Below are 24,617 nucleotides of genomic sequence, written 5' to 3'. Positions count from 1 at the left end.
CCACCAACAATCATTTTTTTATGCGGCAGATGGAAAGAAGTAAAAAAGCATCGAAGTCATAAAAGCAAATGTAAATACTCCGATCATCGAAAATATATATTCTTTCGAGTCTCTATCAAATTTCCATTCCATCCATGCTCTTAATACTAACGTTCCGCCTAAATAAGTAAAAATGACATAAGCAATATTAACGCTTTCGAATTTAACGAGAAAAATAAAACTAGTTATTAAATAAATAAACAATAATCCTATTTCTAATTTTTTATGTAAACTATTTACATGTTTTTTATATCCCCAAAAACCTTTATTCGGCATATTCAATTTTTTTCTTAAAAACTTATCAAAAAAATAGACAGCTATACAAAAAATAATACTTATAATCCAAAAAGTAGAAGTTCCCATTACTCCACCTCCTATTACTTTATTAATTTTTAGAAATAAAGTGGACTATATTACGGTTATCCTCTTCTAAATAACTTAAAATCCCTTCAGGGTATGTTGGCTTCGGTTTTAATTTTTCTATAATTTTTCATATTAATATAATATTCGGATGTTCTTTATGTCTTTTTTCATTGGTAATTATCTCTTCAACAGTTCCCCAATGTATCAATGTGCAATGATGTCCTTTTCCGTTGTTCCACTCAAAAATATCCTCATTTACAACAGCTAACTCTTGAACGTCAATCTTCAAATCGTATTCTTCCATTAATTCTCGCATGATTGCTTCTGTTGCTGATTCACCAAATTCAATAGAACCGCCTGGAAAACGATAAAATATTTCACTTAAATCACATTGTACAAGTACTTTAGAATGATCTTCATTTAAAATCATTACTTCAGTGCGTAATTTAGGTCTCCCCTTGCATTCCACATAGGATTAAATCTAATAGCTATAAAAGAAAAGATTAAGCATAATTCCTGTTATTATTAATAATGGAACCGTTCCTAAAGAAATGACATATTCCCTAGATTCTTTATCAAATTTCCATTCCATATACGATTGAAAGCAATATAAAGTTATTAAAAATAAAATGGGTAAATTACTAATATAAATAGGATTTAAAGTGGCACATATCATCGTTACTATTATATAAGAAATGATAAGAGCCCTAATGCCCCATTTATGAGCGTTGTTTACATATTTACTATTCCAGTCAGTTTGTTTCGGTATATTTAATTTTTTTCTCACTACTTTTTCCAAAATAACTAATAATATGATCCATAATACTAATAAAATCCCTTTAACTAAAAGCAGTGATGTCTCCTCCTTTACCTTTTATCCGGTTGATCACTCGGATATGTAGCATTCTCTTTGTTTTCAACGTCCCAACTAATAATTGTCGCACTATCTCGTCCGAATTGATGATGAACGTGCTCTAATACATGATGAACACTTTCTTCAAGTTCTATATTATTTCTATTCATATCATTATACAGATTCAATGGTGTTTCATAATGACATTCCCCGCATTCTAATACCCCATCTGTAACCATTACAATTCGATTCTTTCCAGCACGTAATTCACGAATTCCTGTTGAATAGCAAGGTACAGATAAATCAAAAGTATTTACATTTCCAATCCATTCATAAAAATGACGTTGATTTAATGCATATTGTCCTAACTTATGTAACTCTTCATGAAATACATAAACTAAACAATCGCCAATAGATAACCACCATATGTAGTTTTCTTTTCTTACACATATTAAGCACGCTGTTTCACCTTTTACTCTTTTGCACTTTTCTTTAAATGAGGGGGATTGCAAGATTGTAAGTAGCTGATTTTCAACAGATCGAAATACTGTATCAATTGATTCATTCATCATTACTTTTATATTTTCATATTCTTTTTGGATTGTATTTACTACTAAATCCACACTTTCCGCACTATTATGTCCATCTAAAATAGCTGCAAATTCCCAATCACCATTTGACCAAACTAACGCACCATCTTCGTTCTTTTTTGCTCCGGCGCTTATATTCCCGCCGTATTTTCCAAGTACAATGTCACCATATTGTTTAACTGAAATTTCTCCTAAACACATTTCTGTATTTCCAACCCATGAATAATGTCTATTATTTGTTGTATGCATATTCACTCACCATATACTTTCGTATTCTTTCGCATAGTTTTTTGATTTTTTCTGCGTCACCATAAGGCGCACCGGTCCATTTCGCTACTTCAGTCGGTGACCAAAACTCTTTTGGTGTATTTGCATAACGCGGTATGATGTGCATATGCATATGTGGTACACCATTTCCTGAAACAAAAGTGTAAATATGTTCCGCATCTTCACTTTCTTTTAGCGCTTTACTTACTCTACTTGTTATAAGTCCGAACGCTTTCGCTTCTTCATCTGTTAGTTCAGCAAGGCCAGGTACATGCCTTTTTATATCTATCATTACATAACCCAAGTATGTTTCTTCTCTATCCCAATGGACATGTCCAACCTATATAAGATCATCTTCATAAATAGCGCCACCTGGAACTATAATATTTCCTTTATGTTTTTCACAAATAAAGCACTTTTGTTCTACTTGATCGTTTGTTGACATATCCATCACCAACCTTTTCATATATAATATCATAAAAAAAGGAAAAACAGGGTTTGTATTCCGAATTTTCATTCTTTTAATACAACAATTTTTGAAATAAATTTACACCTCATTATTTCTTCAAAAACGCAATCCCAATTACAATTCCTATAACAATTCCGATTACTAAATTATTAGTAAAAAAACCTTGAAACACACCGATTACAACCCCTATACCGATACCTATTGCCAAGGCATCATTTCTTTTGTTATTTCTAGCCAAAATTGCATCTCCTCCCATCTTTTTTCCCTAAATAACATACATCTACTTGAATGTATTACTATATTCACTATCTCACTTGAATATTTCCAAAAAATGTACTTTAGCTTCACTTATAATATTTTCCATTTTCTGTACATACTCCTTTTATCATAATAAAATTTCAAGTAACCATTAATTATACATAGGCATTTACTATAAGAAAGCTTCGTAATTTATTGAAGGAGGAACGATTTAAATGCATCCTCACTGGAATCCAAATATAAATCAACAATATGTGTATTCCCCCCATCCCGTAAGGAATACATTGCATCATGATTCTCAATATATGATGCAGCGTATCGCAAGTCTTGAAAGCCAATTAGCGAAATTAATCTCATTAATCGAAGAAAATAATCATTTAATTAAATCAATGGAACAAAAACAAAACCTGGTTTGTGCACCAGCTGGTGGTTCTGTTATTGTTCGTATGTAATCTTTTCAAAGAAAAAACACACTTTGTATAATAAAGTGTGTTTTTTCTTTATCTTCTTTTTTGATGAAAACCTTGTGTAATACGGTCTAATATAATCGCAATGACAACAATAGCTAGTCCGGCTTCAAATCCCATTCCGATATTTACTTGTGTTACAGAGCGGTATACATCAACCCCAAGACCGGGTGCTCCTACAAGAGATGCTGTTACTACCATTGATAAAGAAAGCATAATACTTTGGTTCACACCAGCCATGATTGTTCCAGTTGCGAGTGGTAATTGTACTTTAAATAATTTTTGTGATGCTGTAGAGCCAAACGCATTCGCTGCTTCTATTAAATCTTCTGGAACTTGTCTAATTCCTAAGTCAGTAAAACGAATTGTCGGCGGCATTGCAAAGATTACTGATGCAATAATCCCAGGTACTACACCTACTCCGAAAAATGTAATCGCAGGGATAAGATATACGAATGCCGGCATTGTTTGCATAAAATCTAATGTCGGTTTTAAAATTTTTGAGAAACGTTCATTTTGAGATGCTAAAATACCAATTGGAATCCCGACAATAATTGAAATAATAACAGACGTAAGTACAAGTGCTAATGTTTGCATCGTTTGTGCCCAGTAGTTAATATTCAAAATAAATAATAAACCGATCAATGTAAAAATAACTAAAGATACTTTTCTCGTTGTGTACCAAATAAGGAAACAAAGGATAATAATCATCAATATAGCTGGTATTATTATTAAAAAATTAGTGAGTAAATCAACGAATCCGCCGATAATATAAGAGAACCCTCGGAATAAGCCTTCAAAGTTCTCATATAAACTTGCAACAAATGAGTCGACCCATTCCCCTAAAGGAATACGTGGTATATTATTCATCGTCTTTCACCTCTTCCTCAATGTTACCTGCAAGAGCTTGAATGACACTTTCACGTTTAATAATTCCTCTCAGCCTTTTCTTCTCATCAATTACTGGTAACGGATATTTCATCTCTGCCATTTTTGCATACGTTTCTTCAAGTAAAGTGTCTACATACACGTGCGGGATATCGGTAAGTAATAAATCGGCAATTGGCCACTGTTTTTGAACGGCTTTACTTGCATCATCCGCAGTTAATATACCTAAAAACTCATACTTTTTGTTAACAACATATACAGTTGAAACGCCGGCGTTCCTCATAATTTGAAGTGCTACACGTGGTCCACGATCAATTAATAAAGTCTCCGGTCGTTTTAATATAGATTCCGCCGTAATTACTTTTCCTAAATTCACATCCGCCACGAACTTCTCTACAAATTCATTGGCAGGACTCATCATAATTTCTTCCGGCGTTCCAATTTGGACAACTTCTCCATCTTTCATTAGAGCAATTCGATCACCAATCCGAAGAGCTTCATCTAAATCATGCGTAATAAAAATAATTGTTTTTTCCATTTTATCTTGTAACTCTAACAGCTCATCTTGCATTTCTTTTCGAATCAGTGGATCTAATGCACTAAATGACTCATCCATAAGTAAAACATCTGGATCATTCGTAAGCGCTCTCGCAATGCCGACACGCTGCTGCATACCACCACTAAGTTGACTTGGATAATTATCTTTATGATGGTCTAATCCAACTAATTTCAAAGACTCTAACGCTTTTCTCTCTCGTTCCTCTACTGGAACTCCTTGTATTTCTAATCCATATGCAACATTTTGCAAAACAGTACGATGCGGGAATAGAGCGAATTTCTGAAAGACCATGCTCATCTTCGTTCTTCTCACTCTTCGTAGCTCTTCTTTTCCCATCGTTGCGATGTCTTCACCATCTATGTATATATGCCCGGCTGTTGGTCTAATTAATTGATTTAACATACGAACTAACGTAGATTTCCCACTACCAGACAAACCCATAATAACGAAAATCTCTCCAGTGTATACTTCAAATGTTGCCTTTTTTACACCAACATTCATTCCTGTCTCTTTCAAAATTTCCGATTTGCTTTTTCCTTCTTTTAATAAGGTAAGCGCTCTTTGCGGATGTTTCCCAAATACTTTTGTTACGTTTTCAACACGCACCTTTGTATTATCCATGTCACTACTCCTTTTCTACCCATCTATTCACTTAGTGTTGCGATTTTGCAAAGAAATATTACATAAAAATTACATTCATAAGCTTTCTTTAAAATTCTCGTTTCCGTTCATAATAAGAATGCTTACTTATACATTTATTTAAAGAGGCAAATGCTTCTTAGGAGGTTTTCGATGCGAAAGAAAATTTGGTTTATATGCCTTGCATTATTTATTACTATGATTTTCACTTCATGTAATGCAACAAATGCAAATTCGAAAGGAAAAATTAAACTTGGTGTAACAAGCTGGAAAGAAAATATTGCAACGGCAAACATGTGGAAAGTTCTATTAGAACAAAAAGGCTACAAAGTTGAGCTCATGTATTTAGAAAAAGCTGCGATTTGGACTGGCGTTGCTCGCGGTGATGTTGATGCTAATTTAGAAGTGTGGCTACCCGTTACGGATAAACCACTAAACAATCGTTATAAAGATGATATTGTCTTAAAATCAAAATGGTATGAAGGTACTGGACTTGGCCTAGTCGTCCCCTCTTATGTGAAAAACATAAACAGTATCGAAGATTTAAATGCCCATAAAGATGAACTGGACAATAAAATTGTCGGTATCGAACCCGGTAGTAGTCTTATGAATTTAACGAATAAAGCAATGAAGGAATATGATATTAAACTAAAACTTGTCCAATCTTCTGAGGCTGCGATGATGAGTGAATTAAAGAAAGCATATACGAAAAAGAAACCAATCGCTGTTACGCTTTGGAATCCGCATTGGGGCTTTTCAGAATTTGACTTAAAATATTTAAAAGACCCTAAGAAAGTATATGGTGAAAAAGATGACATTTATTACTCTGTTCGTAAAGGTTTCGAAAAAGATCATCCGGATATCATAAAATACTTTGATAAATGGAAAATGAACGATGAACAGCTTGGTACATTAATGGTCGAGTTAAATAAAACGAAAGATCCCGAAGAAGCCTCGCGAAAATGGATTAAAAAGAATCAAGCGCTAGTTGATGAATGGGTAAATGATTAATAAAACAGGCTAGAGGATTAACATATCCACTAGCCTGTTTATCTTATTTTTTCGTAACAACATCATCTACTATCCCATATTCTTTCGCTTCTGCTGCAGTCATAAAATAATCTCTTTCTGTATCATGTGCTACTCTGTCAATTGATTGCCCCGTTTTTTCTGCAATCATTTTATTAATATCATGCTTTAACTTCAATATCCTTTTGGCTGTTATTTCAATTTCCGTCGCCTGCCCCTTTGCACCACCAAGCGGTTGATGAATCATAATTTCACTGTTAGGGAGTGCAAACCGTTTTCCTTTTGCACCTGATAATAATAACAATGCACCAAATGATGCTGCAAATCCCATGCATAGCGTTTGTACATCTGGTTTAATGAGATTCATCGTATCTAATATGGCAAAACCTGCTGTCGTTGATCCGCCTGGGCTATTAATGTATAAAAATATATCTTTCTCTGCATCTTCCGCTTCTAAAAATAATAATTGAGCTACGACACTACTCGCTACTTGATCATTAATTTCTGAACCGATAATAATTATGCGGTCTTTTAATAACCGTGAATATATATCATAGGAACGTTCTCCTAATTTCGTTTGTTCTACTACATATGGAATTGCGGTCATTTTATACCCCTCCAATAATTGTTATGCAACGCAAAGCATACAACTGTAGGAAGAAGGATTTTTTGCATTAAATAATAAGACTGGCTGTGTAGATGGTAACTTAGTAAAATCTATTGTCGGAAGAAGCTTTCTTAACAATTCTGGCTTTTCCTCACGTATAGACGTTACTACAACTTCAATATCATCTGTGAATTCGACTATCTCAATCCCTTCTTCACTTACAGCTTTTAGCCTATTTCTACTTCGAAATAAAGAAGCTTTCACTGCACCTTCCGATACGGAACATACTTTAGCAATATCAGCGATACTATATTGAAAAACATCCTTTAATAACAAAATTGTGGACTGCTGTACATTTAGTGACGATAATACTTTCCCTACCATTTCATGCAAATCTGCAATGTTCTCTTGTGGTTCTTCAAAAGTAATTTGTCCCTTTATTTTTTCATGAACTGATTTTAATTTCATCTGATCTATCCAACGATTTCGAGCTATTTTATATACAAGCGTCATACAAATATCTTTATTACTATATTTTTGAAGAACTTTACAAACTGTTTCTTGGGCAAGATCTTCGCCGTCCCATTTGTTTTTCGTTAAAAATGTACAGTACCTTTTCAATTCTCCATATTGCTCAATTAAAAAGTTTATATTTGAATGATTCATATCGATATGATTCTTGAAAATATGAGTTACTTTTGTGCACAAAATAACCACTCCTTTTCAGCGCTTACTTAATTAACGATTCAACAAACAAAAAAGTTACGGGGCATATAAAAAAATTATGTTTATGTTCAATAATTCGCGGTCATAAATATGTTATGTACAATTTTACTTGAGGAGGAACAAATTTGCCAAAATTAACAATTGAAGGTGCGGGAACTTTTGATGTAAAAGAAGGCACAAAGTTAGTATTAGCGATTGAAGATAACGGTGTACACATTCTCCATCGCTGCGGCGGGAAAGCCCGCTGCACAACTTGTAGAGTTGAAATAATCGCAGGTGAGTTTTGTGAAGCAAATTCTAATGAAAGAAATGCGATTACGGAAAAAGGAATTGAAGATCACTTACGTTTATCATGCCAAATGCACGTACATAAAGATATAGTCGTTCGTCCTATACTTACAGTAGAAAATTCAGGTCTTGATGCAGGCCCACGTCCAGCAGAATAATATGCTAAATTTAAAACAGCTCGCAGGTGAATATGCTGCTAACTTTGTAACAGATGGAATGACGGTTGGATTAGGCACAGGCTCTACTGTATATTGGACGATACAAAAATTAGGTGAGCGTGTAAAAGAAGGATTATCATTTCAAGCTGTACCAACGTCAAAAGAAACGGAAACTTTAGCTAAACAACTATCTATTCCATTAATCTCCTTAAATGAAATTGATATACTCGATCTTACAATCGATGGTGCAGATGAAATTGATTCAAATTTACAATTAATAAAAGGTGGTGGTGGCGCATTACTTCGCGAAAAAATCGTTGCCTCCTCCTCTAAAGAACTAATTATCATTGCTGATGCATCGAAACTCGTAACGCATTTAGGTACATTCCCATTACCAGTTGAAATTACACCTTTTTCATGGAAACAAACCGAAAAGAAAATTCAATCTTTAGGTTGTCAAACAAAGTTACGTTTAAAAAATAATGAAATCTTTATGACCGATAACAATAACGTGATTATCGATTGTGTATTCCCTCAATACATAACGAAACCCGCCAATTTACACACGCAATTAAAAATGATTACAGGCGTAGTTGAAACAGGGTTGTTTATTAATATGACTAATAAGACGATTATTGGAACAAAAAATGGGATAATGGAATTACAATGAAGGCTGACTCTTACAGTCAGCTTTTTATATTTTCTCTTTATTGTGTATCATTATGATATACTATGAAAACAAAAGCATATCACACTAGAAAGGGCTGAACAATTTGCACTCCAAACTCATAATAGAACTTACAGATTTAGAAACTGCCTTTCATATTCGAAAAGAAGTATTTGTAAAAGAACAAAATGTCCCTCTTGAAGATGAATTTGATACATTCGATGTAATCGGTGAGGAATGTAAACATATTTTAGTTTATTATAATGAGCTTCCTGTAGGTACAGGTCGTATACGATTTGTTGACGGTGCAGGAAAATTAGAACGCATCTGTATTTTAAAAGACTATCGTAAATACGGATTAGGAAAAGTAATAATCAAGGCGTTAGAAGAAATTGCTCGTGACAAAGAAGCTACAAAAGTAAAACTACACGGTCAAACACAAGCTGAAGGATTTTATACAAAACTAGGTTATCAAACTTCTTCAGATGTATTTATGGAAGATGGCATTCCGCACGTTCTTATGACGAAAGTATTATCATAATAAAAAGGGTAGTATATGAATTCATATACTACCCTTTTTATTAATAGAAAAGTGAATTCTCAAGATTTCCTTTTGCATCAAAGCCCATCATCTCTTAGTTCATACCTAGGTAAAGCTTACACTGTTTTCCATAATGATAAGGCATAGATCCAGTTTGGATCCCCATTTCCTTTATAACTCTGGACTGCTTCATATACTTTTCCCTCGTGTAGAACTCTATCTCCCTTTTCATATGCTTTCATTGCATCCCACTCTTCATATGAAGCGCTTTCAGTTTTTGTAGTAATTTTGAATATATCACTTTGTACAGATTCATTTCCAGCTATATCAACAGCTTTCACTACATATTTATAAGTAGTATTAGGCAATAAATTTTTATCCATATAAGAAGTCGTATTGGATGTTGCAATCTTTTTCATTGATCCTTCTGTTTCTCTATAAATATCGTAATGGTCTACACCAATATTATCATCAGATGGACTCCACATTAAATCTAAACTTGACGCTGTCGTTCCCATACTATGTAATCCTTTTGGTTGTGTTGGTGCTTCTGTATCAGGAGCCTCAACTGTTGTTTTTACTGTAAGCGCTGCACTTTCTTTCGAAACATTTCCAGCGGCGTCAATTGCTTTTACAGTATATGAATAGTCTGTACTTGGTTTTAATTTTTTATCAATAAAATGAGTTCCTGGTACTGTGTCAATCATCTCTCCGTTACGGAAGATTTGATATCCTTTTACCCCTATATTATCCGTAGAAGGGTTCCATGTTAGTTCTATACTATTCGCTGTTACTTTTTGTGCCTGAATTCCATTTGGACTACTTGGCGCTTCTATATCTGGTTTCACATCATTGATAAGATTAACATCAATTACATTATAGAATGCATTTGCTGTATCAGCTACATCCCATACTGCTAAAATCACATGGTATCCACTTCTATCAGTAGGTACATTAACTTTGTGAGTTAAATGATTTGAGGCTGCAGAACCATCATGTTGTACAGTTCCAATTGGTTCAAAATCCGCTCTTGTAAGCGTTTTATTTGAGTTCCATCCTTTTTTGGTAATATAATAATGCCATTTACTCGTTAAGTGAGGCGCTGTATATTTCCAAGTAAAACTATTTTCTCCGCCTGTGATTGTATTTTTAAACCAACGATTTTCAGTTTGTTGATCTAAAATACCACCAAATTTTCCGCCTGCAGAAGCGATTTGTCCATCAACTGGGCCACCTTGCGGGAATCCTTTTGGTGCTTCTAAGCTTTGCGGTTCATACATAACACTTCCGCAGTTTACATTTAGTGCGCCATAAGTTTGACTACATAAAGCAGATCGGCTGCCAGGCTTTTCAACAAAACCGTGCGCGTATGCATTTTGAGGAATAAGTGTCGAACCAATAATTCCGGCTGTTAATGCAACAGCTCCTAGACTTTTTTTGTTCATTTTCATGTTTTGTAGTTGTTTTAATAATCGATTATTCATATTCCTGTCCCCTTCTTGTTATACTTTGTAGTGCAATGTGGGCTTCGATGTAAAAGAATAACAAGAGACAATCTTGTATCGATGTATGTGTTAATTATGCATACATCGCAGTGAAAATATATTTCATTTCTTGTGAAATATTTCACTTGATGAATATATCATGACATAGAAACCATTAAAGTATGTGCAGAAGTTGTGCAGAAATGATGAAGACATTAGTAACACGTAAAACTATAGTCCGAATTTATAAAACAGAATATTTAACATTTCAAAACAATGAATTCTCCGCTTCATATAAAAGAAGAGTGTCTATATCATTTCATATAGACACTCTTCTCATGTATAATCTTCCATTTATTACTGACCTATAAATATAAAATTTTCATCATAATAGAATTAACCGGGTCAATGAATCTATTCAATTCTATCCCCCATGTTATTTCTTTTTATAATCTAACTATTTATAGTATCGTACTTCTCTAAAAATAGTCTTACTTCATTTGAAGATTTTAAAATAATAACATCTTTATCTTTACTCAATTGATTTAACCGCTTTAAAATTGAAGGTCGTTTCGTTTTAGGGTATTCCCATATCCATTTAAAAAATTGCAAATCAAACCTTTCTTTACATCCAGCACCCATATCCGGTCTTGTTTTATTCCGATATTGTACAATCCTTTTAAAAGCACGATAAACACATATTGTTCTATGAATATCAAGAAAGATAATTGTATCCGCTGCGTTAATTCTTATATCCATTGTCCCGCCATAATTCCCATCAATAATCCACTCATCCTCTTTAACTAATTCATTTTGAACCTTTCTTTGCTCTTCTTTCGGTACACCTTCCCAATTCGGTTTCCAAAATAACGCATCAAGATGATGCACTTTAATATTTAATTTATTACCTAACTGCCTTGCTAATGTAGATTTTCCTGAACCACCAGAACCTATTAATATTATTTTTTTCATTTTCGTACGATCCTTTCTATTGATTCTTCAATAGCTTCTTTATTTACAAAAATCCAGAAGAACATCTCTTCATTTAACTTTAATAAATCTTTTAACTGAACAAAATAAGTAATAAAGATAATTTGAATTGAAAGCATAACATACCAAATCGCTTGTAGTTCTTCTCTCGTTAAAATGCTTTACTTATTACTCGTTTTAACTAGTCTTTGTACTTTAATTCCTTTTTCATCAAGTTGTTCTAATACATTTAGTTCAACTAAAAGCTGTTCTATCGATCCCTTTTCCAAATCTCTTCTTTCTTCCGTAAAAGAAACTCAAAAAGAAATCCTACTCCAACACCGATTGTATAAGCAACTAAATCACTCCACAAAAATCCGTAACCGAATACAAGTCCACCTAAAGTCGTTGCACGAATGCTATCAATCCAATCAGCATGATACAATTGGCTCACTTCAATCCCGTAGCAAAATAACAAACTAATAAAAGCGACACTCTTCGTTTCTATTTTAGGAAATAAAAATCCGAATCCTGTAAAAATCATGAGTGCCCATAAAGCATCGCCTAAGTACTCATTTAGTAAATGAGGTAAAGCAAATGCAAATTTTCTAGAACAAAGACCTAACATAATTATAACTACAGTAAATAGCGCATATAATAATCTATTTCGTTTCGTTTTCATTACAAGATCTCCTAATTTGTAATTTGAAATTGTAAATAAGTAGTAAAATTTAATTATTTTACTACCTATTTTTTAATGGCTTTTATAATTAGAAAATGTGGATTTGTATTTAGATAATGATATGATTTTTCGTTTACTTCTCTCATCTTTTCAACTGGCCTCGGTTCCACCATTTTTTCTATCAAAAAACAATTTGTTGTTTCATTAATTACGTCTTGGAGTGACCTTCTAAAAAAGCTAACTTCTATTGTAATATTTGGTTTAACCCAAGTATCTACCAATAATTGCTTTTCGAAATAATTTTCACTAGTAAACTTTGTAAAATCCATAAAAGGATGATGTATGGAGTATATAAATTCACCACCTGGTTTCAATACTCGATGAAACTCTTGAAATACTTTATTCCAATTCTCTAAATAATGCAGCGTTAATGAACTTACAATAACATCAAAAGTATTATCTTCAAATGGTAATACTTCTTGCAAATCATGACAAAGAAACGTTGCTTTATTGCCCGTACTTTCCTTTGCATATTTCACCATTTCAGAACTTACATCAATTGCAGTAACATTCGCTCCTCTTCCTACAAATTGAGATGTATACCACCCAGCTGCACATCCAGCATCTAATATACTCTTCCCTTCTAAATTCTTTTGAATCATTTCCATCATCGCTGGTCTTTCGTAATAGCTGTTATATGGATTGGCCACATCTAAATTTTCTTTGTATGTACTCGCTAATTTATCATATGTAACTTTGATTGTGTCTTTCAATACATCCACCCCTTTTACATACTAATCTAATAACTCTTGCTGCTTTTTCTTTGAAAATGATTGTAGAACTAAATCATATGACCAATCAATCATCTTATTAAGTTGCTCCTGCTCTACATCTTTATGTATATACACTGTATTCCAATGTTTTTTATTCATATGATACCCCGGAATGATTGTATCTGAATACTCTTCTCTTAATCTAAGTGCAAGTTCTGGATCACATTTTAATGTAATCGCAGCTTTTTCTCCTTCTTCATGGTTTATTATCGCAAATATTTTATTATTAAGCCTCATACATGTTGCATTCCAACCATCAGGAGAATCTTCAGTCGCTTTTCTTTTTGATAAACAATATGTTTTAGTTGCATTCATTTTAATTGGCACCTCTTATTCTTTCACGATTTGATTACGATGCATTACAATTTGCTTTGTTGCTTGAAATTGCTGTTCGCCGTAAAACTTTATTAATTTCTCTCCGCAAAATAGACTAACAATATGAACATGAGATATTTCTTGAAATAATATTGTTAGCATTTTCTCTCCGATGCCTTTATTTCTTACACTTTCATGTACAACAACATCTTCTATGTACGCTCGAAAAACACCGTCAGAAACAACTCTAGCAAATCCAATTAATTCATTTTCTTCCCATACGCCAATCGCTATACTATTCTTTAACATTTTTTGAATATCAATTTCTTTTCTTTCTGACCACCAACCGACAGAGTCGTAAAGCTTTTTTATTTTTTCTACGCAGATTGGTTGTTCATGTTGCAATTTATACGTGTACATTTTCTTTCTCCCATCAAATTGCTCATTATATTTATTTTGTCTTGTTTTACTTCTTTCAATATAAAAACTATAGAATTCAACCTGTTATTAAAACCTTCATAAGATTAATTTATAATATCAATTTTACAATTGCAATCGTTACTCCTCCCATTCACATTCCTCATATTAAATATACAGAATAAAAGAAAACTAGTGAATATAATACCAAAAACATTTCTCATATACTATTTAACTATGAAAACTTGAATTTCTTTCAAGAACTGGTAAAGTTAATTAGGTAAAAAATACACAAAGTGAGGCAATCTTTTGAAAAAGTTTAGTTTATTACTAACAGCATTTGTCATAATCTTATCGTTATGCATCCCTAATTTTACAAGTGCTAAAGCTTTTCCTGATGTCCAATCTAATCATTGGGCAATTAAAGAAATTAACTATTTATCGGATAAAGGTATTATTAATGGTACGCCAGAAGGATATTTTAAGCCAAGTGATAATGTAACGCGTGGGCAAATGGCCTTAATGCTAGATTTATCCTTAAGATTAGAAAAGCCATCTAGTTATAATCATATTTTTTCTGATGTAACTAAAGGTATCTATTATTACGATTCTGTACATAAGTTAGCACACAACAACATTGTACAACGTGAAACAAACTACTTCCCGGATCGCTCATTATCACAGCCATTTTTAGATGCAGTGAAACCAAGTATCGCTGTGATCAGTGCTGGTGCAGGTAACCGCTATGGTCATCCTACACAGGAAACTTTAGCAAAGTTAAATGCAATGTCTGTTAATGTATATAGAACCGATTTAAATGGAACTGTAGTTATTAATAGTGACGGTTCAAACATTTCTGTAAGAACGGAGAGATAATTATGAAAAAAGGTATTATTGACCGTTTTGAAGGTGAACTAGCAGTTATTGAAATAAATAACGTAACAATTGATGTACCTAAATCCAAACTACCCTCTACTGCAAAAGAAGGTGATGTTCTTATAATCGAGGATGATACGTATACAATTGATAAGAACGAAACGGATAAAAGAAGACGTGAAATTCAAGATTTAATGAATAAGCTATTTGAATAGAAAAAAGAGCCCTCCTGTTGGATGGCTCTTTTTTTGCATACATAAGCTAGTTATTTTTTATTATTTAACTTCATACCACCAGCCTTTCCGATCAAGCCAACCTTTCATACCGTTTAATTGTGCATCGCTAGTTGGATCGGAAATAAAATACGTTAAGCCATCTGATTGTAAAATGAAAGTAGCAGTCATTTTTAAAGAAGTTAACGCCCCCATAACATCTGGAGTTTCATAAGGTGAAAAGGCTCCAGTTTGAATGATATTTTGTTTAGAAACTTGCGCTTGTATATTTTCTTGTTTTGGTACCGATTCAGTAAACCAAGAAAGTGGCTTATTTCCTATCAATTGGTTTAAATCACATTTACCGATCCCTGGTACATTACCTGTCTCAGTGTATTGCCAAATATCACAAGGATATGCTGGTCTATTACCGCCATATCTAGGAATCCATACAAAATCACTTTTTACGTTTGCCATACCGAAAGGTCCATACATATGATGGCCTACATATAATCCAACTTTTTTAGCACCTAGTCGGTGTAATTCATCGATAAATGCTTGTGTACCAGCTTTCATATCATCCATTGTTTTCACTTCTACATCAGCAACCCAAACTGTAGCTCTCTTATCACCACGATTCCAGAAATCTTGTGCTTCCTTCTTCGCATCAGCAATTGAAATAAAGCGGCAAAATGCATAGTTACCGAAAGGAATATTTCTAGTTTTCATTGCTTGGGCGTAATCTTTATATAAAGGGTCTACATAATTTGAACCATCCTGTACTCTAGCGATTACGAAATCTAGTTGTGGAGCTGCTACATCCCAATTAATGTTACCGTTCCATTTCGAAATATCTACAATATAACCCATTGCATAACACCTCCTTTATCATTATTATATTCAGAGCTCGTCTTCTTGCTCTTCCCCTTCTAAAAATTCAACAGTTATTGTTAGTTCATATAGTAATTACGACAATTGTCATCTACAAAGACAGTAACTCATTTCCATAAAAAAAGAAAATCATTGTTATACGAATCGTACTTTTCATTCCCAACATTGCATCAAAATGATTAGTTACCATAAACTAAAAAAGCATCACCTTGTTGGTGATGCTTTTAAAACCCACTTTTCTTGTAGAACAAAAAGACGATTCCTATAATCTTTTCTCTAAAAAGTGTTGACTATGTCCTTTAGGATGATCTTCAACAACACCATATTCTCGGTAGCCGTGCTTTTTATAAAAATCTGGCGCTTGAAAACTAAATGAATCTAATAATATTAATCTACATCCTTTTTCTTTCGCGATGTCTTCGATTTTATGTAACAGTTGACTACCATAACCATCATGACGAACTGTTTCATCAACCCATAAAAAATCTATATGAAGATGATAAAAATACATCGTTCCTGTTACCCCACCAAATATTTTTCCATCCTCATCTTTTAATACGAAATTTACTTGCTCCATCGGCTGTTTTGCTTCATCTCTTAAAATCGACATGTTATATTGAATTACTTTATTTTTTATGTATTCTCCTTCAGCGCGGGTACCATTCTCTATTTGTTTCATATATTTCTTCCTTTCAACTTAGTAAGCTATCTTTTTTAATAAACTAATAAATACGAAACCACCACAAGTAACAAAGCATGAAAAGCCAATGTTTCAATCACTCACTCCTTACATGCTTTTACTATATTCTTCATATATGTATTTTAATGCTACTGCAAAAACTTCATCTATTTCTTTATTTTCACTTCGATTCGGTAAATCTTCCCCCGCAATAACATAAAGAAGTGGAAATTCATTAAATACTCCTAGTATACCAATATTTATTATAGCTTTTGGCAATCCACCTGTCATATGGGCTAAATGCTTGTGCGGTATCCCCTCATATTCTCCTTGCTGCCTTACCATTCCATTTATTATTGGTTCCCATAATTCTGGCTCAGTTTTATACCCTCGAAAAATTCGCACTAAAAGGGAATGTATTTCATTTAACTCTCCAACATTTTGTTCATCTCTAGGGTTTTCTTGAACATATATGTTAGGGAAGTACATTGAAACATACTTTCTAATAGCATCCCATCCTCCGCAGTGCAATACAATCGCCTTTGCAATATAACTATCATGACACGCTATCATCACTTCAACAGCTTTACTAACTGATAATGTATCTCTCCCTTGCAAATGTGGGTATAATTGTGCGCTATCTTCTTTCGGATTAAAAGTAATTTGATGAAGTATATGATCCCAACTAATTTGTTTTTCTTTTACCATGTTTGCAACTGCAAATCCAATTACCACTTTTGCTGCTGATGCTAAAGGGACATAAAGGTCATTATTATAGGAGGCAATTATATTATCATATTTTGTTGAGGACACAACTAATCCAACTTGACCAGATTGTATTTCTTTTATTTTTTCAATGACAGTCTGCATATTCGCACCTCTTTTTATATTGTTTTATCACATTCTTAAATTTCGATTTCGAATATAAAAAACCTTTTTTATTACATGATATTTATGCATACAATAAAAAAGGTAGCATGAAATTTCCCCATGCTACCTTTCTAAAATAAATAATACACATAACGCAAACATCTACTCTTCCGTAGGTGTTTTAGGACCATTAAGCTCCAATTGATAAAAAGCTAAATCTAACCACCTATTAAACTTATAACCAGCCTTTTTGATTGTCCCTGCATGAATAAATCCATAGTTTTCATGTAAGGCAATACTTTTCTCATTATGTGCATCAATTCCAGCAATTAAAGTCATATATTCCCTTTCTTTTGCCACTTCAATCAATGCTTTCATTAAAGAAGTTCCTATCCCATTCTTTCTATATTCCTTGTGAACGTACACAGAATGCTCAATTGAATATTTATAGGCAGGCCAAGCTCTAAACGGACCAAATGTCGCAAATCCTACTACTTTATTATCTAGTTCATATACTAAAATTGGATAACCTTCAGTCTTTTTTTGTTCATACCAGTTTATTCTATTTTCAAGGGTTACAGGTTTATACGTATATACGGCCGTTGTATACAATATAGCATCATTATAAATATCTAAAATGTATGTTACATCTTGTTTCCTTGCTTCCCTTATCATCGCTTTCTTCCTTTCCTCTAATTTCACTCCTATATACGAATACGAGCTTTTCGGAAACCATCAAATATATTTAACGCAGCAGACAAAATGTAAATGATAATACCTCCACTAATTAACCAATTTTTAAATTCCTCTGAAGAAGTAGTAAACACATTTGCCACATACGTAATAAATCCTTCATTAAATAAATGCGGATTTACTACGATTACAATGAATACTATTGTTCCAACTATTTGAAGGATAGCATTCCCGATTGCCAACTTTTTCGTCCATTGTCCTTGTACTAACTTATAAAGAGATATACCTATTTCAAACACAATCATAATTACAACAATTGGCCAATACTGAAGTAACACATCTTGATTAAAAGTTGGCGCGACAAACTTCAATCCGCTTTCTGTACCATGATATACACCTACAAGATGGTTCGCATAAAAATAAAGTGTTGCCCATATTGCCGTCCACATTAACCCGCCAAATACTTCGAACTTTGAGATCGACTTTTTCTTTGGAACATACGAAGTATTTTTCAAATCATCAGGCGTCCATTTTTTTAAACTTGTCGTCAACGGTTGAGTACCTTTGTCTTTATCAGTTCTTTCTAAAATTGCAAATACAAGTGTCAACCAGAAAAATACATGGAGGCCTACTTCGATAATTTCCCCAATTCCTTTACCTATCACATTTAAAATAACATTTAATACCGCTTGCTCACCATAATATCCAACAAAATTTTCTGCAACCATTGCAATGAGTGCGATAACAGCTGCAATCGGTATAATCATTTTTAATAATGTCGTATATACATCAAAATAACGTGGTCCAATTAAATGCATCGGCCTATCCAAGTATCCATTTGCCAATGAAACTGGACTTCCCAATTTTTCAAGAACTCTTTTTTCATCATTTTCATTATAATCATCAGGTAACATATCCTCGATTGTCGACCGTAATTCAAGAATAATATCTTCACGATTTTTTTCAGGTAATCTCTTTGCTACTTCCTCGACATAAATATCAATCAAATTCATTCTTATCCTCCTCCTTTAATAAGTTATAAAGTTCCTTAGAATCTTTTATCCATTCCTTTTTCAACTGCAAAAATATCTCTAATCCGTATTCACTTAAAACATAATACTTACGTGGTCTGCTCTCTGTTTTATCCCAACTACTCGTCACTAGCTCCTGCTTTTCTAATCGGCGAAGTAGTGGATATAAAGTGCTTTGATCGATTGTAATCCCTGATTGTTCCAATAATTGGACAAGTGAATACCCATACTGCGGCGCTCTTAACTGGCTTAAAACTGCTAATGTTAAGGTTCCTCTTCTTAGTTCAGTAATTAACGAATTTAATAAAGCATCCATTCACTCACCTCATTTTCATTACTATATGTCATACAGTATGTATTTTATACTATGTATCATACAGTATTAATGTGATAAAAACAATAAACATTTACCAAAAAATAGATAATAAAAAAAGCACAAACTATATAATTCGTGCTTTTTAGCTAACTTAATGTCTACAATAATCTTAACTTTAACCTTCTTGTAAAATAAATTCTCCATTTATCTTTTAGATTTCCCAATTTCTATTAGATCGTTAATTCATATACCTTTTACTTATAATAAAGAGGATTTTCATGAAATATGAGAAAATCCTCTTTTAATGCTATTTTAATTTCTTTATTAAAGGTGATGCTTCTCCGCTATGGAAAATCCATAAATCATGAAGCGACCTTGTACATCCGACGTACAATAACTTCGCATCATGTTTTGTATTTTTGTAATGTTCTTCATCAACGTCAATTAGTAGAACCGCATCAAATTCTAGCCCTTTCGCCAAGTATACAGGTACTACTGAAATACCACCTTCATATTTACTTTGATCTGCTTCTATGACGTTTACAGCCAGTCCTGTATTTGTTAATTTCTCATATATATCGCGGCATTCATCGTCTGTTCTTCCTATTACCGCAATTGTTTTCACATCTTCATTTTGTAGATGCTTTAACGTCTTCATTATTTCATTAAATTGATCTTCTGTTTGGATTACTTTAACATCTTCACCACTACGAAAAACTGGTGTTGCGAGCCCAACTGGAATTTCTGCATTTTTAATAATCTCGTTCGCAAATTCAATAATTTCTTTTGTAGAGCGATAACTTCTCGTCAGTTCATAATAACCTGTTTCTTGGAATACTTCCTTAAAAGCCCCCCACTCTTCAATCCCTTGATAATCATAAATTGCTTGAGATAAATCACCTAATATAGTGAAAGAGTTACCTAGTGTAATTTCTTTTAATACATAAACTTGGAATGGCGAGAAATCTTGCGCTTCATCAATAACGACGTGATGGAATTTCTGTCCGATTTCAATACCTGTTATGTGGTGATGTATGTAAATTAAAGCTGGTAAATCTTCTACATACACTTCTTTTTTACGACAATTCTTTTCAGTTTCTTTCACAAGTTCTTCAGGCAATACTTCGAATATTTCTTTACTTTTCAATATTGAACTATAAATGGAAAGTGAGCTCATTTTCGGCCAAAACTTCATATAAGTGTTCAATCTCTTTGTCGCTTCTTTTTTTAGTAATTTCTTCTCGTTTGTTTCTCCATACTTTTTTAGTTCAATTTCAATCCAGCGCTTCATTCGGCCGACTAATCTTTCTCTTCTTTTCTTTAATGGATAATGTTTATATTCCACTTGCATCCATTTTTTTATGTCTTTCACTGGAATAATAGCTTTGTCCCATGCCTCAAAATCACTTGTTGGTACTAATTCTTTTTCAAATTGAACCATTCTCTCTTCAATAAAGGACTTAAATTCCAGCGTGCCTTTCAATTTACCGAGCATAACCTTTTCTTCATCACGATTAATAGAAAATGCTTCTTTCAATTTTTCTTTTGTCTGCTTTAGTTTCACCGAATCATCTAACGTTCGTAATGCCCAATCTGAAAATGTTGTTTGACTAATATTCCCTACACCTAATTCAGGAAGTACACTCGAAATATAATCTAAAAACAGACTATTTGGAGCGAATACAATCATTCTCTCAGCTTCTAGCTGCTCACGGTATTCATAAATTAAAAAAGCAAGGCGATGTAAAGCGATTGTTGTTTTTCCGCTCCCTGCAACCCCTTGAATAAGTAGTGGTAAGTTTCTTTCCGCACGAATAATATCATTTTGCTCCGATTGTATAGTCGAAACAATATCCTTTAGTTTATTATCTTTATTCTCACCTAATCGATATAGAAGAAAATCATCGGCATGTGAGACATCTTCATTTCCTTTTACATATGTATTAACAACACGTTCTAGTTCTCTTTTTCGAATAGAGATGTTTCGCTTTAAATAAACATCACCTTCTACTAATCCGTCTGGTGATTGATAAAACGCTAATTCATCTCCACCGGTAAATGAATAAAACATACTTGCGACAGGTGCTCGCCAATCAATTACAATTGGTTTCATTGTGTCTTTATGTGAAACACCTACTTTACCGATGTAGATCGGCATAACATCCTCCTTACCGTCCTCTTGAAAATCTAATCTTCCAAAGTACGGTTCTTGTACACCGATACGTAAATTTTGCCTATTAGATTCTCTCATACTTTCTAGAATTTGTTCTTTAAAATCATCTCCATAATAAACCGGAATGTTTTCGAGCTGTTCTAATTGATCATCCATCGTACGTAATGTATCTTTCATCCTTTGTAACTCTTCTTCAAAAATGTTGTTCATTTGATGATTCCCTCCTGTCCGTTCTAATTTTTCAGTCGAAATACAATTGTATTAAAAATCCATTTACAAAGTCAATAGTTTCAATTTAAATTTTCCGAAAAAACTCACTTTTCATCTTTCTAATTTTGAAATCTTATCGTTATTTTTACATTATAAGAATATAAAACATCTAAATTACAACACTTTACATATAATAAAATAATGCATATAAATGCTATTACTTTCTATTTATAATAACGATTTATTCACTAACTTACTAAACTCTCATCTACCTTTCTATCGATTCCCCCCTTTCACTCGTAAAATAATGAGAAGTGTCAATAGGTAAATACCAAAAATAAAAAAGGAGTTTATTCGAAATGACTACAACCAATAGAAAGCATGTAAAGTTACATTTAATTATTTTTGTGTTAATTGTGCTAGCAAGTGGTTGGATCGGTGTATTTCTTGATTCTCTTCTAACAGATCAGCCTGAAGGAAATTCTTTAGGCATGGGCTTATGGCTTATACTTCCTTTCTTCGTCAGCATATTACTTAGAGTTCTTAGCCGAGATTGGCATGATTTTGGTATTAAACCAAATTTAAAAGGAAGCTTTAAATGGTATTTCGTAGCGATACTTATTTATCCATTCGTTACACTAATAACTATAAGCTTAGCTCTATTTTTCAGAGTCGTTAACATATCTAACTTTGAGATTTCCTCATTATGTTCACTCATACTCATGTCTACTATAGGTAATTTTATTAAAAATATTTTCGAAGAGTTCACTTGGCGCGGTTATTTAACCCCAAAGCTTATTGAATTAAAGTTAAACGATTGGCTAATTTATTTAGTTTCTGGTTTAATTTGGGCTCTTTGGCACGCTGCTTATTATATAGTCTTTTTACCAAATGAGTATTTTGAATCCATTTCAAGATTAAATATCCTTTTATCAGGCTGTATACTTATGGTTTGTTGGTCTATTATGTATGTCGAAATATATAGACTTACAAAATCAGTGTGGCCATGCGTAATCATGCATGTAATTGAAGATGCCGTTCCTACCGTTTTAGTTACAATAACAGGTATTATTACACTTACCCACAACAGTGATTTTTGGTTAAACCCTATTAGCGGAGTTGTTGCTACTATTATATTTCTTGGAATTGGGATCGTACTGAGATCCATAAGAATTAAAAGAGAACGACAATTATATACGAGAGATAGTCAATTATTCACACTATAAAAGTAAAAAAGAGTAAGGAATTAATCCCTACTCTTTTTTACTTTTATACGATATGATAAACATTCATTTAATGACGCTTGCTCTTTATATTTTCTCTCTTCAAAGTCATACGCCCCTCCTGGGAAAATCCCAACTATACTGAAACGAGCCTCTGCACATAAATTATTAATCTCATCTATAGTATAGCAACGTAAAGATTGTGTCACAATATCATTTGAAGACTCGGTTTCCCACCAATGGTCCAGCATTCTAGCATTTTCACTATCATATTCATATTTTCGCATTGCAGAATATATCGGCATTTCTTGTCCATTTGCTTTTTCCCAATATAAAGGTTGATAAATATCAATAAGTGCACACCCATCATCTTTCAACCAACTATGGATGCGTTTTAATAAAAATAATTGTTCTGCATCCGTTCCTACACCAAATCCGTCCAAATAAGTAACGACATCAAACTTTTCTTCAAAATTAATTTTATAAAAGTCAGCACAGTGAATAACAATATCATTAGTAGAGTGTTCTTTCGCAAACATAACTAACTCTCGTACTAGCTCAACTGTAGTCATCTGTACATTCAAATTAGACATCGCTCTTGCAAATCCACCATTTCCTGCTCCTAGTTCTAACATAGACTGAAATGTATATCCAACTTGTTCTTGTACTTCTTTAGCAACTTCCTGTAACCAATTTTCATTATTTACATCATAGCTTAGTAGTTCAAATTGTTTTTTATAAAATTCTTTTACATTTAATTCGTTCATTAATATTCTCCTCCTGTATATTATTTTTCTGCTACAGGTGAGAAACTAAATTTCTGATACCCATGAAAAATCCTCCTTTTGATTTTCCTTTATTTACATTTTATCTAAATAATAAGAATTTTTAAAGTGCTAAAATAAAAAACAGATAATGGATGATTCCACTATCTGCTCTACGGCTGCCTTTATTCTCCTTGTTGATACTTCACCCAATCACCAGAAATGATAACTTTCTTTAGCATCTCTTTATCTTGAGCAACATACACAAATGCACGTATGTCTCTATCGGCTAAATAAATGGTTTCGGTAATTCGGTCATATAAATCACTCTCTGCATTACCTGCATATTCTTCAAGCTCATCTAATTTTTGCAGAACATCATCATTCACTTCGTAAACTTCTCCATATACTTTATCCTTATTTGAACAAATCATCGCTGGATACCCTTCGTTTGTATCAAATAATTTACCATACGTCCATGCTCCGTCTGCGATGCATATTGCACCTTGCATAAAATGAGCATTCGTTTGCTCTTTTCTTAACGTGCCATACACGAAAACGTGATACATAT

The 24,617-nt window shown here is 33.1% G+C and carries 31 protein-coding genes and 3 pseudogenes; 8 read left to right on the top strand and 26 right to left on the bottom strand.

Translation table 11 applies throughout. The features are described from left to right. Positions 1 to 18 precede the first annotated feature (18 nt). The 6 genes and pseudogenes from ACTFOB_RS00890 to ACTFOB_RS00865 all read right to left on the bottom strand — a co-directional run bounded on the left by ACTFOB_RS00890 (position 19) and on the right by ACTFOB_RS00865 (position 2,837). Entirely contained in the window at positions 19 to 402 is a 384-nt protein-coding gene (locus tag ACTFOB_RS00890) for a DUF4181 domain-containing protein (RefSeq protein WP_440023957.1), read from the bottom strand. 22 nt (positions 403 to 424) lie between these two features. Then, a pseudogene (locus tag ACTFOB_RS00885) lies at positions 425 to 832 on the bottom strand (NUDIX domain-containing protein). 51 nt (positions 833 to 883) lie between these two features. Further along, the gene (locus ACTFOB_RS00880; RefSeq protein ID WP_440023956.1) at positions 884 to 1,201 is read right to left on the bottom strand and encodes a DUF4181 domain-containing protein; all 318 of its coding nucleotides are present in this window, start codon (positions 1,199 to 1,201) and stop codon (positions 884 to 886) included. A 68-nt stretch (positions 1,202 to 1,269) separates the two neighbouring features. Next, complete coding sequence (locus ACTFOB_RS00875) at positions 1,270 to 2,094, bottom strand: PP2C family serine/threonine-protein phosphatase (protein ID WP_440023955.1); 825 nt, start codon at positions 2,092 to 2,094, stop codon at positions 1,270 to 1,272. Then, positions 2,078 to 2,563 (bottom strand): annotated as a pseudogene (locus tag ACTFOB_RS00870) (HIT family protein). The gene ACTFOB_RS00875 and the pseudogene ACTFOB_RS00870 overlap by 17 nt, the downstream one beginning before the upstream one ends. A 106-nt stretch (positions 2,564 to 2,669) precedes the next feature. Then, a complete protein-coding gene (locus ACTFOB_RS00865; protein WP_440023954.1) occupies positions 2,670 to 2,837 on the bottom strand; it encodes a septum formation initiator in 168 nt (55 codons plus the stop codon). Between the two features lie 217 nt (positions 2,838 to 3,054). On the opposite strand from ACTFOB_RS00865, the gene ACTFOB_RS00860 reads away from it, so the two are divergent. Further along, positions 3,055 to 3,291 carry a hypothetical protein gene (locus tag ACTFOB_RS00860; RefSeq protein WP_440023953.1) on the top strand — a complete coding sequence of 79 codons (237 nt, stop codon included), beginning with the start codon at positions 3,055 to 3,057 and terminating at the stop codon, positions 3,289 to 3,291. 48 nt (positions 3,292 to 3,339) lie between these two features. Here the strand turns inward: ACTFOB_RS00860 and ACTFOB_RS00855 are convergent, their stop codons facing one another. Further along, on the bottom strand, positions 3,340 to 4,176 hold the full coding sequence (locus ACTFOB_RS00855; RefSeq protein ID WP_151635381.1) for an ABC transporter permease: 837 nt from the start codon (positions 4,174 to 4,176) through the stop codon (positions 3,340 to 3,342). After that, entirely contained in the window at positions 4,169 to 5,374 is a 1,206-nt protein-coding gene (locus tag ACTFOB_RS00850; RefSeq protein ID WP_151635379.1) for a quaternary amine ABC transporter ATP-binding protein, read from the bottom strand. Before ACTFOB_RS00850 ends, ACTFOB_RS00855 begins: the two co-directional genes overlap by 8 nt. 171 nt (positions 5,375 to 5,545) lie before the next feature. Between ACTFOB_RS00850 and ACTFOB_RS00845 the strand changes: the two genes are divergently transcribed. Beyond that, a complete protein-coding gene (locus ACTFOB_RS00845; RefSeq protein ID WP_151635377.1) occupies positions 5,546 to 6,403 on the top strand; it encodes a glycine betaine ABC transporter substrate-binding protein in 858 nt (285 codons plus the stop codon). A gap of 43 nt (positions 6,404 to 6,446) precedes the next feature. On the opposite strand, the gene clpP is transcribed toward ACTFOB_RS00845, so the two are convergent. Both clpP and ACTFOB_RS00835 read right to left on the bottom strand, forming a co-directional pair. Then, positions 6,447 to 7,028 (bottom strand): ATP-dependent Clp endopeptidase proteolytic subunit ClpP, encoded by a 582-nt coding sequence (gene clpP / locus ACTFOB_RS00840; protein ID WP_440023951.1) that lies wholly within the window; start codon positions 7,026 to 7,028, stop codon positions 6,447 to 6,449. Between the two features lie 21 nt (positions 7,029 to 7,049). Next, positions 7,050 to 7,736, bottom strand: a complete 687-nt coding sequence (locus tag ACTFOB_RS00835) for an RNA polymerase subunit sigma-70 (protein ID WP_440023950.1) — start codon at positions 7,734 to 7,736, stop codon at positions 7,050 to 7,052. Positions 7,737 to 7,879: 143 nt separating this feature from the next. Here ACTFOB_RS00835 and ACTFOB_RS00830 point away from each other — a divergent pair, with 143 nt between their 5' ends. From ACTFOB_RS00830 to ACTFOB_RS00820, 3 genes are all read left to right on the top strand, one after another. After that, positions 7,880 to 8,200 carry a 2Fe-2S iron-sulfur cluster-binding protein gene (locus tag ACTFOB_RS00830; RefSeq protein ID WP_440023949.1) on the top strand — a complete coding sequence of 107 codons (321 nt, stop codon included), beginning with the start codon at positions 7,880 to 7,882 and terminating at the stop codon, positions 8,198 to 8,200. Position 8,201: 1 nt separating this feature from the next. Next, positions 8,202 to 8,870 (top strand): ribose 5-phosphate isomerase A, encoded by a 669-nt coding sequence (rpiA, locus tag ACTFOB_RS00825; protein WP_440023948.1) that lies wholly within the window; start codon positions 8,202 to 8,204, stop codon positions 8,868 to 8,870. 103 nt (positions 8,871 to 8,973) lie between these two features. Further along, a complete protein-coding gene (locus tag ACTFOB_RS00820; RefSeq protein WP_440023947.1) occupies positions 8,974 to 9,408 on the top strand; it encodes a GNAT family N-acetyltransferase in 435 nt (144 codons plus the stop codon). A 116-nt stretch (positions 9,409 to 9,524) separates the two neighbouring features. On the opposite strand, the gene ACTFOB_RS00815 is transcribed toward ACTFOB_RS00820, so the two are convergent. The 7 genes and pseudogenes from ACTFOB_RS00815 to ACTFOB_RS00785 all read right to left on the bottom strand — a co-directional run bounded on the left by ACTFOB_RS00815 (position 9,525) and on the right by ACTFOB_RS00785 (position 14,111). Next, on the bottom strand, positions 9,525 to 10,892 hold the full coding sequence (locus ACTFOB_RS00815) for a lytic polysaccharide monooxygenase (RefSeq protein ID WP_440023946.1): 1,368 nt from the start codon (positions 10,890 to 10,892) through the stop codon (positions 9,525 to 9,527). 453 nt (positions 10,893 to 11,345) lie between these two features. Next, positions 11,346 to 11,864 (bottom strand): DNA topology modulation protein, encoded by a 519-nt coding sequence (locus tag ACTFOB_RS00810; RefSeq protein WP_440023945.1) that lies wholly within the window; start codon positions 11,862 to 11,864, stop codon positions 11,346 to 11,348. Then, positions 11,861 to 12,043, bottom strand: a pseudogene (locus ACTFOB_RS00805) (aminoglycoside phosphotransferase); the annotation flags it as partial. The pseudogene ACTFOB_RS00805 and the gene ACTFOB_RS00810, both read right to left, overlap by 4 nt. An 89-nt stretch (positions 12,044 to 12,132) precedes the next feature. Further along, entirely contained in the window at positions 12,133 to 12,543 is a 411-nt protein-coding gene (locus tag ACTFOB_RS00800) for a DUF2809 domain-containing protein (RefSeq protein WP_440023943.1), read from the bottom strand. A gap of 65 nt (positions 12,544 to 12,608) precedes the next feature. Continuing rightward, positions 12,609 to 13,325 carry a class I SAM-dependent methyltransferase gene (locus ACTFOB_RS00795; protein ID WP_440023942.1) on the bottom strand — a complete coding sequence of 239 codons (717 nt, stop codon included), beginning with the start codon at positions 13,323 to 13,325 and terminating at the stop codon, positions 12,609 to 12,611. Between the two features lie 12 nt (positions 13,326 to 13,337). Then, positions 13,338 to 13,691: an MmcQ/YjbR family DNA-binding protein gene (locus ACTFOB_RS00790; protein WP_440023940.1), complete on the bottom strand. Its 354-nt coding sequence runs from the start codon at positions 13,689 to 13,691 to the stop codon at positions 13,338 to 13,340. A gap of 15 nt (positions 13,692 to 13,706) precedes the next feature. Then, positions 13,707 to 14,111 carry a GNAT family N-acetyltransferase gene (locus ACTFOB_RS00785; RefSeq protein WP_440023938.1) on the bottom strand — a complete coding sequence of 135 codons (405 nt, stop codon included), beginning with the start codon at positions 14,109 to 14,111 and terminating at the stop codon, positions 13,707 to 13,709. Between the two features lie 306 nt (positions 14,112 to 14,417). Here ACTFOB_RS00785 and ACTFOB_RS00780 point away from each other — a divergent pair, with 306 nt between their 5' ends. Together ACTFOB_RS00780 and ACTFOB_RS00775 are read left to right on the top strand one after the other, a co-directional pair. Continuing rightward, a complete protein-coding gene (locus tag ACTFOB_RS00780) occupies positions 14,418 to 14,984 on the top strand; it encodes an S-layer homology domain-containing protein (RefSeq protein WP_440023937.1) in 567 nt (188 codons plus the stop codon). A gap of 2 nt (positions 14,985 to 14,986) precedes the next feature. Next, positions 14,987 to 15,199, top strand: a complete 213-nt coding sequence (locus ACTFOB_RS00775; protein ID WP_440023936.1) for a DUF3006 domain-containing protein — start codon at positions 14,987 to 14,989, stop codon at positions 15,197 to 15,199. A 60-nt stretch (positions 15,200 to 15,259) separates the two neighbouring features. Here the strand turns inward: ACTFOB_RS00775 and ACTFOB_RS00770 are convergent, their stop codons facing one another. From ACTFOB_RS00770 to ACTFOB_RS00740, 7 genes are all read right to left on the bottom strand, one after another. Then, the gene (locus ACTFOB_RS00770) at positions 15,260 to 16,066 is read right to left on the bottom strand and encodes a GH25 family lysozyme (protein ID WP_151635351.1); all 807 of its coding nucleotides are present in this window, start codon (positions 16,064 to 16,066) and stop codon (positions 15,260 to 15,262) included. Positions 16,067 to 16,349: 283 nt separating this feature from the next. After that, positions 16,350 to 16,766, bottom strand: coding sequence for a GNAT family N-acetyltransferase (locus ACTFOB_RS00765; RefSeq protein WP_440023934.1), 417 nt, complete (start codon positions 16,764 to 16,766; stop codon positions 16,350 to 16,352). Between the two features lie 108 nt (positions 16,767 to 16,874). Then, entirely contained in the window at positions 16,875 to 17,636 is a 762-nt protein-coding gene (locus tag ACTFOB_RS00760) for a serine hydrolase (protein ID WP_440023932.1), read from the bottom strand. Between the two features lie 162 nt (positions 17,637 to 17,798). Beyond that, positions 17,799 to 18,311, bottom strand: a complete 513-nt coding sequence (locus ACTFOB_RS00755) for an N-acetyltransferase family protein (protein WP_440023931.1) — start codon at positions 18,309 to 18,311, stop codon at positions 17,799 to 17,801. A 29-nt stretch (positions 18,312 to 18,340) separates the two neighbouring features. Further along, complete coding sequence (locus ACTFOB_RS00750; protein ID WP_440023929.1) at positions 18,341 to 19,342, bottom strand: HAAS signaling domain-containing protein; 1,002 nt, start codon at positions 19,340 to 19,342, stop codon at positions 18,341 to 18,343. Next, on the bottom strand, positions 19,329 to 19,676 hold the full coding sequence (locus ACTFOB_RS00745; RefSeq protein WP_151635341.1) for a PadR family transcriptional regulator: 348 nt from the start codon (positions 19,674 to 19,676) through the stop codon (positions 19,329 to 19,331). Before ACTFOB_RS00745 ends, ACTFOB_RS00750 begins: the two co-directional genes overlap by 14 nt. A 307-nt stretch (positions 19,677 to 19,983) precedes the next feature. Next, positions 19,984 to 22,059, bottom strand: coding sequence for a HelD family protein (locus ACTFOB_RS00740; RefSeq protein ID WP_440023926.1), 2,076 nt, complete (start codon positions 22,057 to 22,059; stop codon positions 19,984 to 19,986). Positions 22,060 to 22,418: 359 nt separating this feature from the next. Here ACTFOB_RS00740 and ACTFOB_RS00735 point away from each other — a divergent pair, with 359 nt between their 5' ends. Beyond that, positions 22,419 to 23,285 carry a CPBP family glutamic-type intramembrane protease gene (locus ACTFOB_RS00735; protein WP_440023924.1) on the top strand — a complete coding sequence of 289 codons (867 nt, stop codon included), beginning with the start codon at positions 22,419 to 22,421 and terminating at the stop codon, positions 23,283 to 23,285. A gap of 20 nt (positions 23,286 to 23,305) precedes the next feature. On the opposite strand, the gene ACTFOB_RS00730 is transcribed toward ACTFOB_RS00735, so the two are convergent. Next, complete coding sequence (locus ACTFOB_RS00730; protein WP_440023922.1) at positions 23,306 to 24,049, bottom strand: class I SAM-dependent methyltransferase; 744 nt, start codon at positions 24,047 to 24,049, stop codon at positions 23,306 to 23,308. A gap of 182 nt (positions 24,050 to 24,231) precedes the next feature. After that, a complete protein-coding gene (locus tag ACTFOB_RS00725; RefSeq protein ID WP_440023920.1) occupies positions 24,232 to 24,615 on the bottom strand; it encodes a gamma-glutamylcyclotransferase family protein in 384 nt (127 codons plus the stop codon). Positions 24,616 to 24,617: the final 2 nt, after the last annotated feature.

Source organism: Bacillus cereus group sp. MYBK79-1 (genome assembly GCF_051915365.1).
Lineage (GTDB): Bacteria > Bacillota > Bacilli > Bacillales > Bacillaceae_G > Bacillus_A.
The sequence above is the reverse complement of the archived record's forward strand: the minus strand, read 5'-3'. Positions and strand labels throughout refer to the sequence as shown.

What these genes read in the sequence shown, in the direction of transcription:
- ACTFOB_RS00850 (WP_151635379.1), bottom strand. Translation starts at nt 5,374, where the DNA reads ATGGATAATACAAAGGTGCGTGTTGAAAACGTAACAAAAGTATTTGGG.
- ACTFOB_RS00785 (WP_440023938.1), bottom strand. Translation starts at nt 14,111, where the DNA reads ATGTACACGTATAAATTGCAACATGAACAACCAATCTGCGTAGAAAAA.
- ACTFOB_RS00865 (WP_440023954.1), bottom strand. Translation starts at nt 2,837, where the DNA reads ATGGGAGGAGATGCAATTTTGGCTAGAAATAACAAAAGAAATGATGCC.
- ACTFOB_RS00860 (WP_440023953.1), top strand. Translation starts at nt 3,055, where the DNA reads ATGCATCCTCACTGGAATCCAAATATAAATCAACAATATGTGTATTCC.
- ACTFOB_RS00770 (WP_151635351.1), bottom strand. Translation starts at nt 16,066, where the DNA reads ATGGGTTATATTGTAGATATTTCGAAATGGAACGGTAACATTAATTGG.
- ACTFOB_RS00815 (WP_440023946.1), bottom strand. Translation starts at nt 10,892, where the DNA reads ATGAATAATCGATTATTAAAACAACTACAAAACATGAAAATGAACAAA.
- ACTFOB_RS00855 (WP_151635381.1), bottom strand. Translation starts at nt 4,176, where the DNA reads ATGAATAATATACCACGTATTCCTTTAGGGGAATGGGTCGACTCATTT.
- ACTFOB_RS00845 (WP_151635377.1), top strand. Translation starts at nt 5,546, where the DNA reads ATGCGAAAGAAAATTTGGTTTATATGCCTTGCATTATTTATTACTATG.
- ACTFOB_RS00875 (WP_440023955.1), bottom strand. Translation starts at nt 2,094, where the DNA reads ATGCATACAACAAATAATAGACATTATTCATGGGTTGGAAATACAGAA.
- ACTFOB_RS00775 (WP_440023936.1), top strand. Translation starts at nt 14,987, where the DNA reads ATGAAAAAAGGTATTATTGACCGTTTTGAAGGTGAACTAGCAGTTATT.
- ACTFOB_RS00735 (WP_440023924.1), top strand. Translation starts at nt 22,419, where the DNA reads ATGACTACAACCAATAGAAAGCATGTAAAGTTACATTTAATTATTTTT.
- ACTFOB_RS00730 (WP_440023922.1), bottom strand. Translation starts at nt 24,049, where the DNA reads ATGAACGAATTAAATGTAAAAGAATTTTATAAAAAACAATTTGAACTA.
- ACTFOB_RS00790 (WP_440023940.1), bottom strand. Translation starts at nt 13,691, where the DNA reads ATGAATGCAACTAAAACATATTGTTTATCAAAAAGAAAAGCGACTGAA.
- ACTFOB_RS00755 (WP_440023931.1), bottom strand. Translation starts at nt 18,311, where the DNA reads ATGATAAGGGAAGCAAGGAAACAAGATGTAACATACATTTTAGATATT.
- ACTFOB_RS00750 (WP_440023929.1), bottom strand. Translation starts at nt 19,342, where the DNA reads ATGAATTTGATTGATATTTATGTCGAGGAAGTAGCAAAGAGATTACCT.
- ACTFOB_RS00740 (WP_440023926.1), bottom strand. Translation starts at nt 22,059, where the DNA reads ATGAACAACATTTTTGAAGAAGAGTTACAAAGGATGAAAGATACATTA.
- ACTFOB_RS00760 (WP_440023932.1), bottom strand. Translation starts at nt 17,636, where the DNA reads ATGCAGACTGTCATTGAAAAAATAAAAGAAATACAATCTGGTCAAGTT.
- ACTFOB_RS00725 (WP_440023920.1), bottom strand. Translation starts at nt 24,615, where the DNA reads ATGTATCACGTTTTCGTGTATGGCACGTTAAGAAAAGAGCAAACGAAT.
- ACTFOB_RS00800 (WP_440023943.1), bottom strand. Translation starts at nt 12,543, where the DNA reads ATGAAAACGAAACGAAATAGATTATTATATGCGCTATTTACTGTAGTT.
- ACTFOB_RS00745 (WP_151635341.1), bottom strand. Translation starts at nt 19,676, where the DNA reads ATGGATGCTTTATTAAATTCGTTAATTACTGAACTAAGAAGAGGAACC.
- ACTFOB_RS00765 (WP_440023934.1), bottom strand. Translation starts at nt 16,766, where the DNA reads ATGAAACAAATAGAGAATGGTACCCGCGCTGAAGGAGAATACATAAAA.
- ACTFOB_RS00890 (WP_440023957.1), bottom strand. Translation starts at nt 402, where the DNA reads ATGGGAACTTCTACTTTTTGGATTATAAGTATTATTTTTTGTATAGCT.
- rpiA (WP_440023948.1), top strand. Translation starts at nt 8,202, where the DNA reads ATGCTAAATTTAAAACAGCTCGCAGGTGAATATGCTGCTAACTTTGTA.
- clpP (WP_440023951.1), bottom strand. Translation starts at nt 7,028, where the DNA reads ATGACCGCAATTCCATATGTAGTAGAACAAACGAAATTAGGAGAACGT.
- ACTFOB_RS00810 (WP_440023945.1), bottom strand. Translation starts at nt 11,864, where the DNA reads ATGAAAAAAATAATATTAATAGGTTCTGGTGGTTCAGGAAAATCTACA.